The 15,816-nt window shown below is 59.8% G+C and carries 16 protein-coding genes; 15 read left to right on the top strand and 1 reads right to left on the bottom strand.

The window, feature by feature from the left end; all coding sequences use genetic code 11:
• Window positions 1-3 precede the first annotated feature (3 nt).
• On the top strand, window positions 4-1,587 hold the full coding sequence (gene ubiB, locus ACN0SY_RS15420; protein WP_417688617.1) for a 2-polyprenylphenol 6-hydroxylase: 1,584 nt from the start codon (window positions 4-6) through the stop codon (window positions 1,585-1,587).
• Here the strand turns inward: ubiB and ACN0SY_RS15415 are convergent.
• Window positions 1,584-2,204, bottom strand: a complete 621-nt coding sequence (locus ACN0SY_RS15415) for an alpha-ketoglutarate-dependent dioxygenase AlkB family protein (protein WP_417688615.1) — start codon at window positions 2,202-2,204, stop codon at window positions 1,584-1,586. The genes ubiB and ACN0SY_RS15415 overlap by 4 nt on opposite strands.
• 247 nt (window positions 2,205-2,451) lie before the next feature.
• Here ACN0SY_RS15415 and dnaK point away from each other — a divergent pair, with 247 nt between their 5' ends.
• From dnaK to miaB, 14 genes are all read left to right on the top strand, one after another.
• Window positions 2,452-4,368 carry a molecular chaperone DnaK gene (gene dnaK / locus ACN0SY_RS15410; protein ID WP_417688613.1) on the top strand — a complete coding sequence of 639 codons (1,917 nt, stop codon included), beginning with the start codon at window positions 2,452-2,454 and terminating at the stop codon, window positions 4,366-4,368.
• 179 nt (window positions 4,369-4,547) lie between these two features.
• A complete protein-coding gene (gene dnaJ, locus ACN0SY_RS15405; protein WP_417688611.1) occupies window positions 4,548-5,675 on the top strand; it encodes a molecular chaperone DnaJ in 1,128 nt (375 codons plus the stop codon).
• Between the two features lie 73 nt (window positions 5,676-5,748).
• The gene (locus ACN0SY_RS15400; protein ID WP_417688609.1) at window positions 5,749-6,399 is read left to right on the top strand and encodes a class I SAM-dependent methyltransferase; all 651 of its coding nucleotides are present in this window, start codon (window positions 5,749-5,751) and stop codon (window positions 6,397-6,399) included.
• A gap of 112 nt (window positions 6,400-6,511) precedes the next feature.
• A complete protein-coding gene (locus ACN0SY_RS15395; RefSeq protein ID WP_417688607.1) occupies window positions 6,512-7,102 on the top strand; it encodes an NADPH-dependent FMN reductase in 591 nt (196 codons plus the stop codon).
• Window positions 7,103-7,218: 116 nt separating this feature from the next.
• On the top strand, window positions 7,219-7,779 hold the full coding sequence (hslV, locus tag ACN0SY_RS15390; protein WP_417688605.1) for an ATP-dependent protease subunit HslV: 561 nt from the start codon (window positions 7,219-7,221) through the stop codon (window positions 7,777-7,779).
• Window positions 7,776-8,888: a hypothetical protein gene (locus ACN0SY_RS15385; protein ID WP_417688603.1), complete on the top strand. Its 1,113-nt coding sequence runs from the start codon at window positions 7,776-7,778 to the stop codon at window positions 8,886-8,888. The genes hslV and ACN0SY_RS15385 overlap by 4 nt, the downstream gene beginning before the upstream one ends.
• A gap of 26 nt (window positions 8,889-8,914) precedes the next feature.
• Window positions 8,915-10,219 carry an ATP-dependent protease ATPase subunit HslU gene (hslU, locus tag ACN0SY_RS15380; protein WP_417688601.1) on the top strand — a complete coding sequence of 435 codons (1,305 nt, stop codon included), beginning with the start codon at window positions 8,915-8,917 and terminating at the stop codon, window positions 10,217-10,219.
• Between the two features lie 118 nt (window positions 10,220-10,337).
• Window positions 10,338-10,832, top strand: coding sequence for a universal stress protein (locus ACN0SY_RS15375; protein WP_417688599.1), 495 nt, complete (start codon window positions 10,338-10,340; stop codon window positions 10,830-10,832).
• A 153-nt stretch (window positions 10,833-10,985) separates the two neighbouring features.
• Window positions 10,986-11,543 carry a NifU family protein gene (locus tag ACN0SY_RS15370; RefSeq protein WP_417688597.1) on the top strand — a complete coding sequence of 186 codons (558 nt, stop codon included), beginning with the start codon at window positions 10,986-10,988 and terminating at the stop codon, window positions 11,541-11,543.
• 160 nt (window positions 11,544-11,703) lie between these two features.
• Window positions 11,704-12,381, top strand: coding sequence for a tRNA (adenosine(37)-N6)-threonylcarbamoyltransferase complex dimerization subunit type 1 TsaB (gene tsaB / locus ACN0SY_RS15365; protein ID WP_417688595.1), 678 nt, complete (start codon window positions 11,704-11,706; stop codon window positions 12,379-12,381).
• Complete coding sequence (gene rimI, locus ACN0SY_RS15360) at window positions 12,378-12,866, top strand: ribosomal protein S18-alanine N-acetyltransferase (protein WP_417688593.1); 489 nt, start codon at window positions 12,378-12,380, stop codon at window positions 12,864-12,866. The genes tsaB and rimI overlap by 4 nt, the downstream gene beginning before the upstream one ends.
• Window positions 12,867-12,907: 41 nt before the next feature.
• Window positions 12,908-13,363, top strand: coding sequence for a Fur family transcriptional regulator (locus ACN0SY_RS15355; protein WP_417688591.1), 456 nt, complete (start codon window positions 12,908-12,910; stop codon window positions 13,361-13,363).
• A complete protein-coding gene (locus tag ACN0SY_RS15350) occupies window positions 13,350-14,210 on the top strand; it encodes a lysophospholipid acyltransferase family protein (RefSeq protein WP_417688589.1) in 861 nt (286 codons plus the stop codon). Before ACN0SY_RS15355 ends, ACN0SY_RS15350 begins: the two co-directional genes overlap by 14 nt.
• Before the next feature lie 136 nt (window positions 14,211-14,346).
• A complete protein-coding gene (gene miaB, locus ACN0SY_RS15345) occupies window positions 14,347-15,804 on the top strand; it encodes a tRNA (N6-isopentenyl adenosine(37)-C2)-methylthiotransferase MiaB (protein WP_417688587.1) in 1,458 nt (485 codons plus the stop codon).
• Window positions 15,805-15,816 lie beyond the last annotated feature (12 nt).

The following is a 15,816-nucleotide window of genomic DNA, read 5'->3' as shown; positions in this document are numbered from 1 at the left end:
TCCATGGGCTTTGCGGTGATGCCTCTTTTTCGCCTCGCACGGGCCGGGTTTGTCATGGCCCGCGAGGGCGTCTTCGGTCTGGCGCATCTGCCCGACCTGCCGGCCGGACCGCGCCTTGCGATCGGTTTCGCGCGCCTGTTCGAGCGCCGGTCCGTGCGCAACAAGAGCGCTCAGCTCAGGCTGTCAGACGCTCTCAACCGTCTGGGTCCGTCGTATGTAAAACTGGGGCAGTTTCTTGCGACCCGTGCCGACGTCGTCGGCAAGGAAGCCGCACAGGAGCTTTCTGCGCTGCAGGATCGTTTGCCGGCTTTCTCGCAGGCAGAAGCGCTCAAAGCGATCGCTGATCAGTTCGGCCAGCCAGTCGAGGGTCTTTTCGTCGAATTCGGCGAGGCCGTGGCAGCAGCGTCGATCGCCCAGGTTCATCCGGCCATCGTTCGCGACAGAGATGGAAGCGAGCGCAAGGTGGCAGTGAAGGTTCTGCGCCCCGGCGTTGCCCGGCGGTTCAAGCGGGATCTGGATGGCTTCTATCTGGTTGCGCGCATGGCAGAGCGGTTCCATCCGCCGTCAAGGCGTCTGCGCCCGGTCGCCGTGGTCGACACGCTGGCGCAGTCAGTCGCGATGGAAATGGACTTCCGGCTGGAAGCGGCTGGCCTGTCGGAAATGGCAGAAAACACCGCCCAGGACCCTGCATTCCGGGTGCCTGAAGTCGATTGGCTGCGCACCGCCAAGGGCGTTCTGACGATGGAATGGATCGACGGCCGCAAGATGTCGGACGTCGACGGACTTCGCGAGGACGGTCTGGATCTCGAAGCGCTGGGCGCAAACGTCATCCAGAGCTTCCTGCGCCACACCCTGCGCGACGGTTTCTTTCATGCGGACATGCATCAGGGCAATCTGTTCGTTGAACCGGACGGGACTCTGGTTGCCGTCGATTTTGGCATCACCGGACGCCTGACCCAACGCGAGCGCCGTTTCCTTGCCGAAATCCTGTTCGGCTTCATCACCCGGAACTATCGCCGGGTCGCTGAAGTGCATTTCGAGGCCGGTTACGTTCCCGCCCATCAGGACGTGGATATGTTCGCGCAGGCGATCCGGGCGATTGGCGAGCCGATCCACGGCCATGACGCCAGCGAAATTTCCATGGCGAGGCTACTGACCCAGCTTTTCGAAGTTACCGAACTGTTCGAGATGCACACACAGACCCAGCTGATCATGCTGCAAAAGACCATGGTCGTGGTCGAGGGTGTTGCACGAAGCCTGAACCCGCATCTCGACATGTGGCGCACGGCCGAACCGGTTGTGGGCGACTGGATCCGCGAGCATCTGGGCCCCGTCGGCAAGCTTCGCGATGCCGGGTCGGTCCTCGGCTCTATGGGCCGCATCGCCAATGACCTTCCGATCTTTGCGGACCGGATCGGCAGGATGTCGGAAGAATTCGAGAAGATGACGACAAACGGTCTTCGTTTCGATACCGAGACTGCGGAAGCCATCGGCAAGGCCGAAGCCCGCCACACCCGCTCCGGCCGCGTCGCGCTCTGGGTTATTGCCCTGTCGCTGGCAGCGATCGCGGTCGGCGTCTGGCACTAGGGGCGGGTCACCCGTCTCAGCGTCAGATTGATCCGGCCGCCGTTTTTCAAAAGTGTCGATGTGCCTTTCAGGATGCGGTCGATGCCGTGATAGGCCAGCCGGGACTCTCCGCCCATGACGACGACATCGCCCGATGCGAGGCGCATCGATGAGGTCTTGCCGCCCCGCGTCGTGCTACCGATCCGGAAGGTTGCCGTGTCCCCAAGCGAAACGGAAACAACAGGGGCGTCAAAGGTCTCCTCGTCCCGGTCCTGATGCATGCCCATCTTGGCGGTGGGCTCATAGAAATTGATCAGGCAGGCTTCCGGGAGCGGTGAGGTTGGGGCAACCTGATGCCAAAGGTCCAATAGAACGTCAGGAATTTCAGGCCATGGAGCTCCTGTCACCGGATGGGTCGCCTGATATCGATAGCCAGTCACATCCGATACCCAGCCAAGGGGGCCGCAATTGCTCATGCGAACCGAAAATGGCTTGCCGGTCCGCGGCATGACCGGCTGAAACAAGGGGGCCTTGATCAGGATTTCGCGCAGTTGAGCGACAAGGGATTCCTGTTCCGCTGACGGAAAATGGCCTGGCAGTATCTTGAATCCGCTTGATGGAGAGCCTTTATCGGTCATCGTTTCCTGTGGTCAAAGTGATGTTCGTCCCTTGCCCGGTAACGAACTTGGAAGAATTATCCAGAATACAGGTCCAACCTGCAAATGCCGTCTTGTCGGCGTCTTGCAGGGCCAGATTCATCCACCTATATAGCGTTCGAGCGTTGCGCTGAGGCGCAGCCGCCGGGCGCTGTACCGGACATTCATGAAAAGGAACCGGAGGGATGCCGTTGCGGGTCGTTCCGGTTTGCTAGAAAGAGAGGCAGATATGGCAAAGGTCATTGGTATCGACCTCGGCACGACCAACTCGTGCGTCGCCGTCATGGACGGCAAGGATCCCAAGGTAATCGAAAACGCTGAAGGTGCACGTACTACGCCTTCCATGGTGGCATTCTCCGACGACGGCGAGCGCCTCGTTGGCCAGCCGGCCAAGCGTCAGGCTGTCACCAACCCGACGGACACCCTGTTCGCCGTGAAGCGCCTGATCGGGCGCCGCTACGACGACCCGACGGTCGCCAAGGACAAGAAGCTTGTCCCGTTCGAAATCGTCAAGGCCGACAACGGCGATGCGTGGGTGGAAGCCAAGGGCGAGAAATACTCCCCGTCCCAGGTCTCGGCCTTCATCCTTCAGAAGATGAAGGAAACGGCTGAGTCCTATCTCGGCGAAACCGTGACCCAGGCCGTCATCACCGTACCGGCCTACTTCAACGACGCTCAGCGTCAGGCAACCAAGGACGCCGGCAAGATCGCAGGCCTTGAAGTCCTGCGCATCATCAACGAGCCGACCGCAGCAGCCCTCGCCTATGGCCTCGACAAGAATGACGGCAAGACCATCGCCGTCTATGACCTTGGCGGCGGTACCTTCGACGTTTCCATCCTGGAAATCGGCGACGGCGTCTTCGAAGTGAAGTCCACCAACGGCGACACCTTCCTCGGCGGTGAAGACTTCGACATGGTTCTGGTCGACTACCTGGCGTCCGAGTTCAAGAAGGAACAGGGCATCGACCTGAAGAACGACAAGCTCGCCCTGCAGCGCCTCAAGGAAGCTGCGGAAAAGGCAAAGATCGAGCTGTCGTCTTCGTCTCAGACCGAAATCAACCTGCCGTTCATCACGGCAGACGCTTCCGGTCCGAAGCACCTGACCCTCAAGCTGACCCGCGCCAAGTTCGAAAGCCTTGTCGACGAACTGGTCAAGCGCACCATTGCCCCGATGAAGGCGGCTCTCAAGGACGCAGGTCTTGCAGCCGGTGAAATCGACGAAGTGGTTCTGGTTGGCGGCATGACCCGCATGCCGAAGATCCAGGAAACCGTGAAGACCTTCTTCGGCAAGGACCCGCACAAGGGTGTGAACCCGGATGAAGTCGTTGCCATGGGTGCGGCGATCCAGGCTGGCGTCCTTCAGGGCGACGTCAAGGACGTTCTTCTGCTCGACGTCACCCCGCTGTCGCTCGGCATCGAAACCCTCGGCGGTGTCTTCACCCGTCTGATCGACCGTAACACGACGATCCCGACGAAGAAGAGCCAGGTATTCTCGACCGCTGAAGACAACCAGACGGCCGTGACCATCCGCGTCTTCCAGGGTGAGCGCGAAATGGCAGCGGACAACAAGATCCTCGGCCAGTTCGACCTCGTCGGCCTGCCGCCGGCACCGCGTGGCGTTCCGCAGATCGAAGTCGCCTTCGACATCGATGCGAACGGTATCGTCAACGTGTCCGCGAAGGACAAGGGCACCGGCAAGGAACAGCAGATCCGGATCCAGGCGTCCGGCGGTCTTTCCGATGCCGATATTGATCAGATGATCAAGGATGCCGAGTCCCATGCGGATGAGGACAAGAAGCGCAAGGAAATGGTTGAAGCCAAGAACCAGGGCGAAGCGCTTGTCCACTCCACCGAGAAGTCCCTCAAGGACTACGGCGACAAGGTTGGCGCAGACGACAAGGCGGCTATCGAGACCGCTCTTGAAAGCCTGAAGTCGGCGCTTGAGGGCGATGACCTTGAAGACATCAAGGCCAAGACCCAGGCTCTTGCCGAAGCTTCGATGAAGCTGGGCGAAGCCATGTACCAGGCGGCCCAGGCCGAAGCTGAAGCCGGCGATGCCGAAGGTGGTGAAGAAGCTGCAGCAGACGATGATGTCGTCGATGCGGACTTCGAGGAAGTCAAGGACGACGACAAGAAGTCGGCCTGATCCTGAACCGGAAAACGGCCTGCGGAAATTTCGCAGGCCGTTTTCGCAACTTCGGCAATCAAGCCACCTGTATTCCGAAAACCTTGGATGATGCCGGATGAGCCGGCCTTTTGCGCATTGCGCAGTGTGATACAGGGGCGATGACGGCACCGAAGGCCGTCAAGGACGAGTGACCACCAATGGCCAAACGTGATTTCTACGAAGTTCTGGGCGTGTCGCGCGACGCGGACGAGAAAGCGCTGAAGAGCGCCTACCGCAAGATGGCGATGAAATATCATCCGGACCGCAACCCGGGCGATGCTGACGCGGAAGCCAGCTTCAAGGAAGCCAATGAAGCCTATGACGCCCTGAAAGACCCGCAAAAACGTGCGGCCTATGACCGGTTCGGTCACGCAGCGTTTGAAAACGGCGGCTTTGGCGGAGGTGGTGGGCCTCAGGGTGGTGATTTCCATTCCACCATGTCAGATATCTTCGAAGAATTCTTCGGCATGGGTGGTGGCCGCAGGTCTGGCGGCCGTGAGCGCGGTGCGGACTTGCGCTACAACCTCGATATCACGCTGGAAGAGGCCTTCAACGGAAAGACCGTTGAAATCGAAGTGCCGACCAGCGTCACATGTGAGGCGTGCTCCGGTTCCGGCGCCAAGCCGGGCACCAGCCCGACGACCTGTCGCACTTGCGGTGGGGCGGGGCGCGTGCGCGCGGCTCAGGGCTTCTTCACGCTTGAACGTGCCTGTCCGTCCTGTCAGGGCAAGGGTCAGGTGATTTCCGATCCCTGCGGATCCTGCGGCGGTGTCGGCCGCACGACACAAGAGCGAAATCTCTCAGTCAATATTCCGGCCGGTATCGAGGACGGCACGCGCATTCGCCTTGCCGGTGAGGGCGAGGCCGGTCTGCGCGGCGGTCCGGCAGGAGATCTCTACATCTTCCTGTCGCTACGGCCACACGAGATCTTCCAGCGTGACGGTGCCGATCTTTATTGCCGTGTGCCGATTTCGATGACCACGGCCACCCTTGGCGGTCAGTTTGATGTTCCCACGCTTGATGGTGCTACCAGCCGCGTGAAGGTGCCTGAAGGCACGCAGACCGGGAAGCAGTTCCGTCTGCGCGGCAAGGGCATGCCGGTCATGCGTTCTACGCAGCATGGCGACATGTATGTTCAGGTTACCGTCGAAACCCCAACCAATCTGACCAAGCGTCAGAGGGAGCTGCTTGCGGAATTTGAACAGGAATCTTCCGGCCAGAACCACCCGGAATCTGAAGGTTTCTTTTCTAAAGTCAAAGACTTCATCGACAATTTGGGGGGGTAAAACCCTTCAATCATCTTGAAATCATTCCCTTGGGGAACCTACATTGAAGAGGTTCACAGGAGGAACATTCACGATGATGGATATGTCGGGTGCTCATTCCGAGGCCATGCGCGCGAAGGTGCGCAAGGTAAGGGAGTTGAAGGCCAAGGCACTTGATGAGGTCCGTTTCTTCCGTTCGTGGGTCGAAAATCCTCTGAAAACCGGGGCTGTCAGCCCCTCCGGTCCGCACCTCGCCCAGAAGATGGCGTCCTTCGTGACGCCCGCGCCGCATTCCCAGTTCGTGGAGCTGGGGCCGGGGACGGGTGTCGTTACAAAAGCCTTGTTTGACCGGGGCGTTGGCCACAAGGATCTCCTTTCCGTCGAATACAGCGAAGATTTCTGCCGCTTGCTGAAAGCTCGCTATCCCGGGTTGAACGTGGTCCAGGGCGACGCCTATGCCTTGAAAGAGTTGCTCGGGTCGCCGGAAATTCACGGCTTTGGCAGCAACGGTCTCGACGGGATCATTTCCAGCCTGCCGCTGTTCACACGACCGGAGGAGGAGCGCAAGCGTCTGCTCAATGATGCACTTGAGCTCCTGAAGCCGGGCGCTCCTTTCGTGCAATTCTCCTACGCGCTTGTGCCGCCGGTCAAGCCGGAGCCAGGACGTTTTTCCGTTACCAAGACCGACTGGATCTGGAAAAACCTGCCACCGGCCCGGGTATGGGTCTACCGGCGCGTCCATTAAGCCTTTTTGCTCTTTGATGACGCCAGCATTCGACTGCGCGTGCACTCCGGCACTATATTGAGCTCGCAGGCTGCCTTGGCAGCCATGGGTGGTGTCAGATCAGGGGTGTGTAATGCGCTTGCCGCGTGTCCTCGTCTTGTCAGGATCGACAAGATCCGGATCCTTCAATACCAAGCTCGCAGCGTTGGTTGGAAAGCGCCTTGCGCTGTCCGAGGTGGAGGTGACCCGCATATCGTTGGCGGACTATCCGCTACCGCTCTACGATGGAGATCTGGAAACGGCGAAGGGCGTGCCGCAGAACGCACAGGTCCTCAAGAGCCTGTTTCTGCAACAGGAAGGCGTCTTCATAGCCTGCCCGGAATACAATGCGGGCATTACCCCTGTACTGAAAAACGCGATCGACTGGATGAGCCGGGCATCGTCACCGGGCGAGCCGCCCAAGGCCGCATTCAAGAACCGCGTCTTTGCCCTTGGCTCCGCGGCAACCGGCGCGCTCGGCGGAATGCGCGGTCTGATCGGGATGAGAACCATCATGGAAGTCGGCCTCGGAGCGCATGTCTTGCCGCAGATGGTCAGCGTCACCAATGCGCGGACCGGCTTCGACATGAAGGGTGACCTGACCGACGAACGCGCTGCCCAGCAACTCGATATCCTGATCCAGGCGATGGTTCGTCAAACGCAGCTGCAGTTGTTTGGCCGGTAAACCGGAACACGCAAGATCACGAACTTGGAAAACGCGTTCGTCCGGCCTACATAGGGAACTTCAGATACGGCCTTCCTGATCGGGCCGTCCTTCCTTGGCATGATTGAGAGGCACGCATGAGCGACAATCGCGAACCGGCGACCTGGCACGGAACAACGATTCTGACGGTCCGCAAGGGTGGCAAGGTCGTTATCGCAGGCGATGGCCAGGTTTCGCTCGGCCAGACTGTCATCAAGAATACCGCGCGCAAGGTACGTCCGCTTGCCAAGGGTGAGGTGATTGCCGGGTTCGCCGGGGCCACCGCGGACGCCTTTACTCTTTTCGAGCGGCTGGAAGCCAAGCTGGAGCAATACCCAGGGCAGCTTTTGCGCGCCTGTGTCGAACTGGCAAAGGACTGGAGAACCGATCGCTATCTCCGGCGGCTTGAAGCGATGATGCTTGTCGCGGACAAGCAGGTCTCGCTGGTTCTCACCGGCACTGGCGATGTGCTTGAGCCCGAAGGCGGCGTGATGGGTATCGGGTCCGGAGGCAACTATGCGCTTGCTGCAGCCCGGGCCCTTGTCGATACCGATGCGGATGCGGAAACCGTCGCACGCAAGGCAATGGCGATTGCAGCGGACATTTGCGTCTACACCAATTCGAACGTGCTCGTCGAAACGCTGGAGAGCGAAACGTGAGTGCCATGAGCGACGAGCCGGTCGCAGCCCTCTCTCCGGCCCGGCTGGATGCAGCGGTTGCCCGGGGTATCCTGTCCAGGGAACAGGCCGACCACCTCGCGGACTTCTGGGTGCGCCAGGAGCGGATCGAGGACCAGCAGGCGCCTGTCACGCGTGTCGACGCTGAAGAAGTGCGCTTCGCGCGCGGCTTTCATGACATCTTCATTGCGATCGGCATCGTCATTCTGCTTGTCGGCATGATGTTCGGCCTGCGCGATACGTTCGATACATGGATCGTTGCTGGATTCGGCGCCGCCGTGGTCTGGGTGTTGTCCGAGATCTTCGCAAAGCGCATGCGTCTCGCGCTTCCCTCGTTCCTGCTCAGCCTGGCCTTTGCCCCGTTCTTCTTCGTCACCTGCGTCGGATTTTTCGTCGATGGCGACGCCTCCATTGTCGCCGGAGGACTTACCGAGACGGATGCCTGGGCCCGGGGTGATGCGCTCATCTTTGCCCTCCCGACGGTGATCGCCATGGCCGGGGCGGCATTGCATTATGTCCGCTTCAAGGTACCTGTCGGGATGACCGGGATTGTCGCCTGCGGCCTCTTGCTTGCAGCTTTCCTGATCGAGTCCGCCGTTCCGAACCTCGTCTCCGACAATATTGTCTGGTTCACGCTGCTTGCTGGACTGGTGAGTTTTGGCCTTGCCATGATGTTCGACAGCCGTGATCCGCAACGTGTCACCTTGAATAGCGACAAGGCGTTCTGGTTGCACCTGATGGCAGCGCCCCTGATCGTTCATTCCGTGCTGACGCTCACAACCGGCGATGCGGATTTCCAGAGCACGTCCTATGCCGTCGTCGTAATCGCGCTGTTCTTGTTTCTGGCGTTCGCGGCGATGCTGGTGGATCGCCGTGCCCTGCTTGTCTCGGGTCTGGGGTACTTCGGCTTTGCCATAGCGTCCCTGATGATGAAGGCGGAGGTTTCGGAGGAAGTCACCTTCGCAATGACCCTCGTTCTTCTTGGCTGTTTCATCCTTCTCCTCGGTTCGGCATGGCGCAGGGTGCGCCGCCTGGTCGTGAGGCCGTTTGCCTCGACTGCGATCATGAACTTCGTTCCGGCCATCGACTGACTGAATTTTTGATTGAAAGAAACGACATGACCGACTTTTCGCCTCGTGAAATCGTCTCTGAGCTGGACCGCTTCATTGTCGGTCAGAAAGACGCTAAGCGCGCGGTTGCCATTGCCCTGCGCAACCGGTGGCGCCGCCAGAAGCTGGAAGGCCAGATGCGTGAGGAGGTTCTGCCGAAGAACATTCTGATGATCGGCCCGACCGGCGTCGGCAAGACCGAGATCGCCCGTCGACTGGCAAAGCTTGCCAACGCCCCCTTCACCAAGGTCGAGGCGACCAAGTTTACGGAAGTTGGTTATGTCGGCCGTGACGTGGAACAGATTGTCCGTGACCTGGTGGAAGCCGGGATCGGGCTTGTTCGCGACAGCAAGCGAGAAGCGGTGAAGGCCAAGGCTCATGTACTCGCAGAAGAGCGCGTTCTTGATGCTCTGGTTGGGCAAAACGCCAGCCCGAACACGCGAGACAGCTTCCGCAAGAAGCTGCGTGAAGGTGAACTGGACGAAAAGGAAATCGAGGTCGATGTCCGGGCGCAGGCCCAGATGCCGAGCTTCGATCTTCCCGGCATGCCGGGCGCCAGCGTTGGTGTCATGAATGTATCGGATCTTTTGGGGAAGGCCTTCGGAGGCCAGACAAAGACCAAGCGCACCTCCGTTCGAGACTCCTACGAGCTCCTGATCAACGAAGAGTCCGACAAGCTTCTGGACGAAGACAAGATCGTTCAGGAAGCGATCTCCCTGGTCGAGAATTCCGGCATCGTGTTCCTCGATGAGATCGACAAGATCTGTGCCCGCGAAGGCCGCAGCGGCGGCGATGTCTCCCGCGAAGGCGTGCAGCGTGATCTCCTGCCCCTGATCGAGGGCACGGTCGTTTCGACCAAGCATGGCCCGGTTAAAACCGACCACATCCTGTTCATCGCATCGGGAGCGTTCCATGTGGCCAAGCCGTCCGACCTTCTACCAGAATTGCAGGGCCGCCTGCCGATCCGGGTCGAGCTTCGGGCTCTGACACGCGAGGATTTCCGCGCCATCCTGACGGAGCCGGAAGCGAGCCTGATCAAGCAGTATATCGCCCTCCTGGCGACGGAAAATGTCACCTTGTCCTTCACCGAGGAAGCTATCGACGAGATTGCTTCCGTTGCCGTCGATCTGAATTCGTCGGTCGAGAACATCGGCGCGCGCCGTTTGCAGACGGTCATGGAACGGATTCTCGACGAAGTGTCCTTCACAGCGCCTGACAAGTCTGGTGAGGATGTCGAGATCACCGCAGACTATGTTCGTGAGAACATTGGTGAACTGGCCAAGAATGTCGACCTTTCGCGGTTCATTCTCTGAGGTTTCGGCAGGGTCGTAGCAACGTTGGGCATTCGTGCCTGTGTGTATTGTCAGCCGTTTCCGGTCAGGCCACCGGCTTGCGCTTGCGGTACGTGAAAGCCAATGGCAGCATGCGTCCATGGTAGCGATTAGAAAAAGCAACGAAGAGGGGCATCGCCGGAAATTCCTGGTGGTGGTCGACGAAACGCCCGAGTGCGACCGGGCAATTGTCTATGCGGCGAAGCGAGCTGCCCGCACCGGCGGCATCGTCACCTTGCTCTATGTCGTGGTCCCTGGTGATTTCCAGCACTGGCTCGGTGTCGAGGACATCATGCGCGCCGAAGCCATGGAAAAGGCGGATCAAACCCTCGCCAAGGCTTCCGACCGGGCTCGATCTGTCGCGCGGACGGAGCCGGAATGCGTGGTCCGTGAGGGAAAAACGTCAGAGGCAATCGTTGATCTCATCGAAACCGACGCCGACATTGCCATTCTGGTGCTCGCGGCGGGCCTGAGCTCGGAGGGACCGGGGCCGTTGGTGTCCTCTATTGCGGGCAAGGCCGCAGGGAATTTCCCGATTCCGGTCACGATCGTACCTGGCAATCTTGACGATGACTCGATCGCCGCACTGGCGTAGACTGGGCTCAACCCGGCGAGGGGCGCTTGACAACGTGGTCAGCGAACCCATCTACATTTTAACAGTTCCAAACTAGCCGTCGATGCGATACTACTGATCGCAAGAAAACGATGACTTTGCGCAAAAGCGCCCAACCGTCTGCGAGATCCGACGATGTTCATTCAGACCGAAGCCACGCCGAACCCGGCGACGCTCAAATTCCTGCCCGGCCGTGTCGTGCTGCCGGAAGGAACCTACGATTTCCGCTCCTCGGCCGACGCAGGCGCGTCGCCGCTTGCAGAAAAGCTGTTCCAGGTTCCCGGCGTCGTCGCAGTCTTCTTTGGACATGACTTCATCACCGTCACCAAGGACGATACCGACTGGCAGCACATGAAGCCGGCCATTCTCGGCGCGATCATGGAACAGTTCATGTCGGGTCAGCCCGTCATGGCCACCGGTGAAAGCGAAGATACTGAAGAAGGTGAGTTCTTCGATGAGGGCGATCAGGAAACGGTTACGGTGATCAAGGACCTGCTCGAGACGCGCGTGCGTCCGGCGGTCGCCCAGGATGGTGGTGACATCACCTTCAAGGGGTTCAAGGAAGGTATCGTCTACCTGTCCATGCGCGGGGCCTGCGCAGGTTGCCCCTCATCGACGGCAACGCTCCAGCACGGTATCCAGAACCTGCTCAAGCACTTCGTTCCGGAAGTCGAGGAAGTGCGGCCGATCTGACGGCATGCCGACCTGTCGGCCCAGGCGAAACCGTTGAAAACCCGGCTGCAACGCCGGGTTTTTTGATTGTGTCATTCATGCTGCCGACAAGCCCAACCTTTGGGGTAAGTCAAAAGCTCATATCGACAGATCGCCATAGCAGCGATAAGTCGTTACCATCATGCGCATTCTTGCTATCGACACCGCCCTTGCCAATTGCGCTGCCGCCGTTCTCGACGACAGCCTCGACATGCCCTGCTACGTGGAAACGAGCGAGGAAGTTGGTCGCGGGCATGCGGAGCGGCTGATGGCAATGATCGGCGAAGTCATGGCCGAATCCTCCACCGCCTTCACTGACCTGGACAGGGTGGTTGTGACGACCGGCCCAGGCAGCTTTACCGGACTGCGAGTCGGTCTTTCCGTTGCCAAGGGATTTGGCCTCGTGCTTGAAAAGCCGGTCGTCGGAATAACGACCCTCGCGGCGATCGCCCGGCATGTTGCTTCCACAGGCCTGGATGCACCGCTGCTCGTTGCGCTGGAAGGCAAGCAGGACGAAGTCTACTGCCAGCTGTTCGACACCGAAGGACAGCCGATGGACGAAGCGGCGGTAAGAAAAATCGGGATGTTGGCGGATTACCTTCCGCAAGGCACTTGCGTCGCGGGCTCGGCCGCAGTCAATGTGGTGCAAAGCCTTTCGGCCTTGTCTGCGCGAGTCGTCTGCGAGAAGGGCTTTCCTGCCATTGCAGATGTTGCCCATCTGGGCCTGGTGGCAGATCCGAAATTGGCTGTCGCATCCCCTTTGTACCTGCGTCCCCCCGATGCGACCCCGCAGAAAAAGGGAAGGATTGAACGGCAATGAACTTCCTGAGGTCCAGGACGGCTCCGTCATTCGTGGAGGACGCCAAGACCGACGACCTGACGAGACTTGCCGAAATTCATTCCCGTTCTTTTACCCATTCTTGGGATGAGGAGGAGCTCTCTCGCCTGATGGACCAGGCAGGTGTCTTCGTCCTGGTCATCCGCCGCCCTGTAGCTCTAGGGTCAAGAAAGGTGCTTGGCTTCATCATGATCAGAACGGTTGCTGGCGAAGCGGAAATCCTGACGATTGCCGTCGATCCGAAGAACCGCGGCGAGGGATTGGCCCGTCAACTGCTGCGCGAAGCCCTGTTCCGCCTTTATTCAGAGCGCTGTGAGGCACTTTTCCTCGAAGTTGATGCTGCCAATGAACCGGCCCTGAAGCTTTACAAGTCGGCCGGTTTCCGCAAAGTGGGCGAGCGAAAGGGCTACTACCGGGCGGCAGAGGGTGATGGCACAGCGCTTGTCATGCGCGCCGATCTTCTTTAATCGCTCGCTTACCTGCGCCAGGAAGAGCGGATACGGAGACCATGACGGAAGAGCGGCAGAGCACGCTGGCGGAACTTTGCGCGTCGAAAGGCATGCGCATGACCGAGCAACGGCGGGTGATCGCATCCGTCATCGAGGAGGCCTCCGACGACCACCCCGATGTGGAAGAACTGTACCGCCGGTCCGTTGAGATCGACCCGCGCATTTCCATTTCCACGGTATATCGAACGGTCAAGCTGTTCGAGGACGCTGGTATGATCGAACGGCATGACTTCCGCGACGGCCGGTCTCGATACGAGACCGTTCCGGACGAACACCATGATCATCTGATTGATTTGCGCTCCGGACAGGTCATCGAGTTCCGCAGCGAGGAAATCGAGGCTCTGCAGGAATTCATTGCCAGAAAACTGGGTTACAAGCTCGTGGACCACCGGCTTGAGCTGTACGCGGTGCCGATCACGGGCCCGGAGACGGATGGGGGCCATGACGCGGATTAAGGCGGTCTGGACGATCCTCCTGCTGACGGCCGTCTCCCTCGTTTTGATCCCGCCGCAATGGCTGGCGGTGAAGGCCGGTCATCCGGTCCAGCGGCGATTGCCGCATCTATGGCATCGGGCCGCGACGCGACTTGTCGGCATTCGCGTCCGGCAGGTGGGTAAGCCTGAAACCTCGCGGCCGCTTCTGATTGCGGCCAATCACGCGTCGTGGGTCGACATCACCGTCGTCGGCTCCCTGATGCCACTTTCCTTCATTGCCAAGTCCGAAGTATCGGGATGGCCTGTTTTTGGCCTGTTCGCAAAGCTGCAACGCACGGTCTTCGTCAATCGTCAGCGCCGGTCAGATACCGGAAAGGTTGCCGACGCCATCGCAGAACGCATGGCAGAGGGGGATGCCATGGTGCTGTTCGCGGAAGGTACCTCCAACGACGGAAATTGCGTGCTTCCGTTCCGCTCGGCCCTTCTCGGGGCGGCCACCCGCGGGCGGGCTGAGGGCGAGGAAGTCTGGGTCCAGCCGCTGTCCGTCGCATACCATTCTCTCCACGGACTCCCGATGGGCCGCCAGTTTCGGCCACATGTGGCATGGTACGGCGACATGGAGCTTGCCGGCCATCTGTGGGGCATTTTCCGCGATGGGGCGCTGGATGTCGTGGTCACCTGGGGCACGCCTGTTCGTGTGACCGGGACGACCGACCGCAAGGCTCTGACTGCGCAGCTGGAAGCGGAGGTTCGGCGCCTGACCACGAAATCGCTGCGCATGGGTGTCAACGAAGAATTCGCCTCTGCGCCAATCGAAGCTGCCGAGCTATTCTCATCGGCGGAAAAACCCGCTAAAGCTGGCGGCTGAGAGAACAAGCCGGGCGGTCTTGCCTAGACTGCATAGAACCCCACATGCCGGTGGTTCGGCCCCTTGGCACATCATGAAGAGAGATCGCCATCGCCGCGGACGTTTGAAACCGCCACGCGATTGCAATGAGGACGTAATGACGGATCGTCAGGAAACGGAAATCGCGACCGCAGACGCGCAGAAAGCAACGCCGACTCGCAAGGTGTTCATGCGCACCTATGGCTGCCAGATGAATGTCTATGACAGCGAGCGAATGAACGACGTGCTGGCGCCTCAGGGCTATAGCGCCACCGACAACCTGGAAGACGCAGATCTCGTTATTCTGAACACTTGCCACATCCGCGAAAAGGCGGCTGAAAAGGTCTATTCGGAACTTGGCCGGATTCGGAAGGTCAAGGAAGCGCGTGCTCTTGCCGGCAAGGACATGATGGTTGGTGTCGCCGGTTGCGTGGCCCAGGCCGAAGGCGAGGAAATCTCCCGCCGTGCACCGATCGTGGATATGGTCTTCGGGCCGCAGAGCTATCACCGTCTGCCGAAGCTTCTGGATGAGGCAAAGAGCGGCAAGAAGGTCGTCGAGACCGAGTTCGACATTGACGCAAAGTTCGAGCATTTGTCGGAGCGTGCCGCGAAGCCGGTCGCAAGACGCGCTCCGTCGGCTTTCCTGACCGTTCAGGAAGGGTGCGACAAGTTCTGCACTTTCTGTGTCGTTCCTTATACCCGCGGTGCCGAGGTTTCCCGGTCTGTGAAGCAGATCGTCGAAGAGGCCGAGCGCATGGCTGCGGGCGGCGTGCGAGAGATCACGCTGCTTGGCCAGAACGTCAATGCCTGGCACGGTGAGGGTGCTGACGGGAAGGCTTGGGGTCTTGGACGCCTTCTCTATCGCCTGTCGGAAATCGACGGCCTGGACCGTTTGCGCTACACGACCAGCCATCCGCGCGACATGGATGATGAACTGATCGAGGCGCACCGGGAACTCAAGACGCTGATGCCCTATCTGCATTTGCCCGTTCAGTCTGGTTCGGACAAGATCCTTGCGGCGATGAACCGCAAACACACGCGCGATGAATATTTTCGCCTGATCGACCGGATCCGCGACGCGGCACCGGACATTGCCTTGTCCTGCGACTTCATCGTCGGTTTCCCTGGCGAGACGGATCAGGATTTCGAAGACACAATGGATCTGATCCGGCGTGTCGAATACGGGTCTGCCTTCTCTTTCAAATACAGCCAGCGCCCCGGTACGCCAGGTGCTACCATGAAGGATCAGGTGCCTGAAGACGTGAAGTCGGCCCGTCTGGCGGAACTTCAGGAGTTGATCACGGCGCAGACGAAGGACTTCAACGCTTCGCGGCTTGGCATGACATTTGATGTCCTGCTGGAGCGCAAGGGGCGCCTTCCGGGCCAGCTTGTTGGCAAATCGCCATGGCTTCAGGCTGTTCAGATTGATGCGCCGGAAGAACTCATCGGTACTGTACAAGCGGTGGAAATCGTCAAGATTGGCACCAATTCCCTGTTCGGTGAGCTGATTGCAGGGCATCATGATTCCAACGGGTCTTCCCACGGCGCCATCAAGGAGGCGGCATTTGACGCGTGACAGCCAATCGTC

This window comes from Roseibium sp., assembly GCF_048261595.1.
GTDB lineage: Bacteria > Pseudomonadota > Alphaproteobacteria > Rhizobiales > Stappiaceae > Roseibium.
The sequence above is the reverse complement of the archived record's forward strand: the minus strand, read 5'-3'. Positions and strand labels throughout refer to the sequence as shown.

Excerpts from the sequence above, each read along its gene's own strand:
- ubiB (WP_417688617.1), top strand. The coding sequence starts at position 4 with ATGGGCTTTGCGGTGATGCCTCTTTTTCGCCTCGCACGGGCCGGGTTT.
- ACN0SY_RS15415 (WP_417688615.1), bottom strand. The coding sequence starts at position 2,204 with ATGACCGATAAAGGCTCTCCATCAAGCGGATTCAAGATACTGCCAGGC.
- dnaK (WP_417688613.1), top strand. The coding sequence starts at position 2,452 with ATGGCAAAGGTCATTGGTATCGACCTCGGCACGACCAACTCGTGCGTC.
- dnaJ (WP_417688611.1), top strand. The coding sequence starts at position 4,548 with ATGGCCAAACGTGATTTCTACGAAGTTCTGGGCGTGTCGCGCGACGCG.
- ACN0SY_RS15400 (WP_417688609.1), top strand. The coding sequence starts at position 5,749 with ATGATGGATATGTCGGGTGCTCATTCCGAGGCCATGCGCGCGAAGGTG.
- ACN0SY_RS15395 (WP_417688607.1), top strand. The coding sequence starts at position 6,512 with ATGCGCTTGCCGCGTGTCCTCGTCTTGTCAGGATCGACAAGATCCGGA.
- hslV (WP_417688605.1), top strand. The coding sequence starts at position 7,219 with ATGAGCGACAATCGCGAACCGGCGACCTGGCACGGAACAACGATTCTG.
- hslU (WP_417688601.1), top strand. The coding sequence starts at position 8,915 with ATGACCGACTTTTCGCCTCGTGAAATCGTCTCTGAGCTGGACCGCTTC.
- ACN0SY_RS15375 (WP_417688599.1), top strand. The coding sequence starts at position 10,338 with ATGGTAGCGATTAGAAAAAGCAACGAAGAGGGGCATCGCCGGAAATTC.
- ACN0SY_RS15370 (WP_417688597.1), top strand. The coding sequence starts at position 10,986 with ATGTTCATTCAGACCGAAGCCACGCCGAACCCGGCGACGCTCAAATTC.
- tsaB (WP_417688595.1), top strand. The coding sequence starts at position 11,704 with ATGCGCATTCTTGCTATCGACACCGCCCTTGCCAATTGCGCTGCCGCC.
- rimI (WP_417688593.1), top strand. The coding sequence starts at position 12,378 with ATGAACTTCCTGAGGTCCAGGACGGCTCCGTCATTCGTGGAGGACGCC.
- ACN0SY_RS15355 (WP_417688591.1), top strand. The coding sequence starts at position 12,908 with ATGACGGAAGAGCGGCAGAGCACGCTGGCGGAACTTTGCGCGTCGAAA.
- ACN0SY_RS15350 (WP_417688589.1), top strand. The coding sequence starts at position 13,350 with ATGACGCGGATTAAGGCGGTCTGGACGATCCTCCTGCTGACGGCCGTC.
- miaB (WP_417688587.1), top strand. The coding sequence starts at position 14,347 with ATGACGGATCGTCAGGAAACGGAAATCGCGACCGCAGACGCGCAGAAA.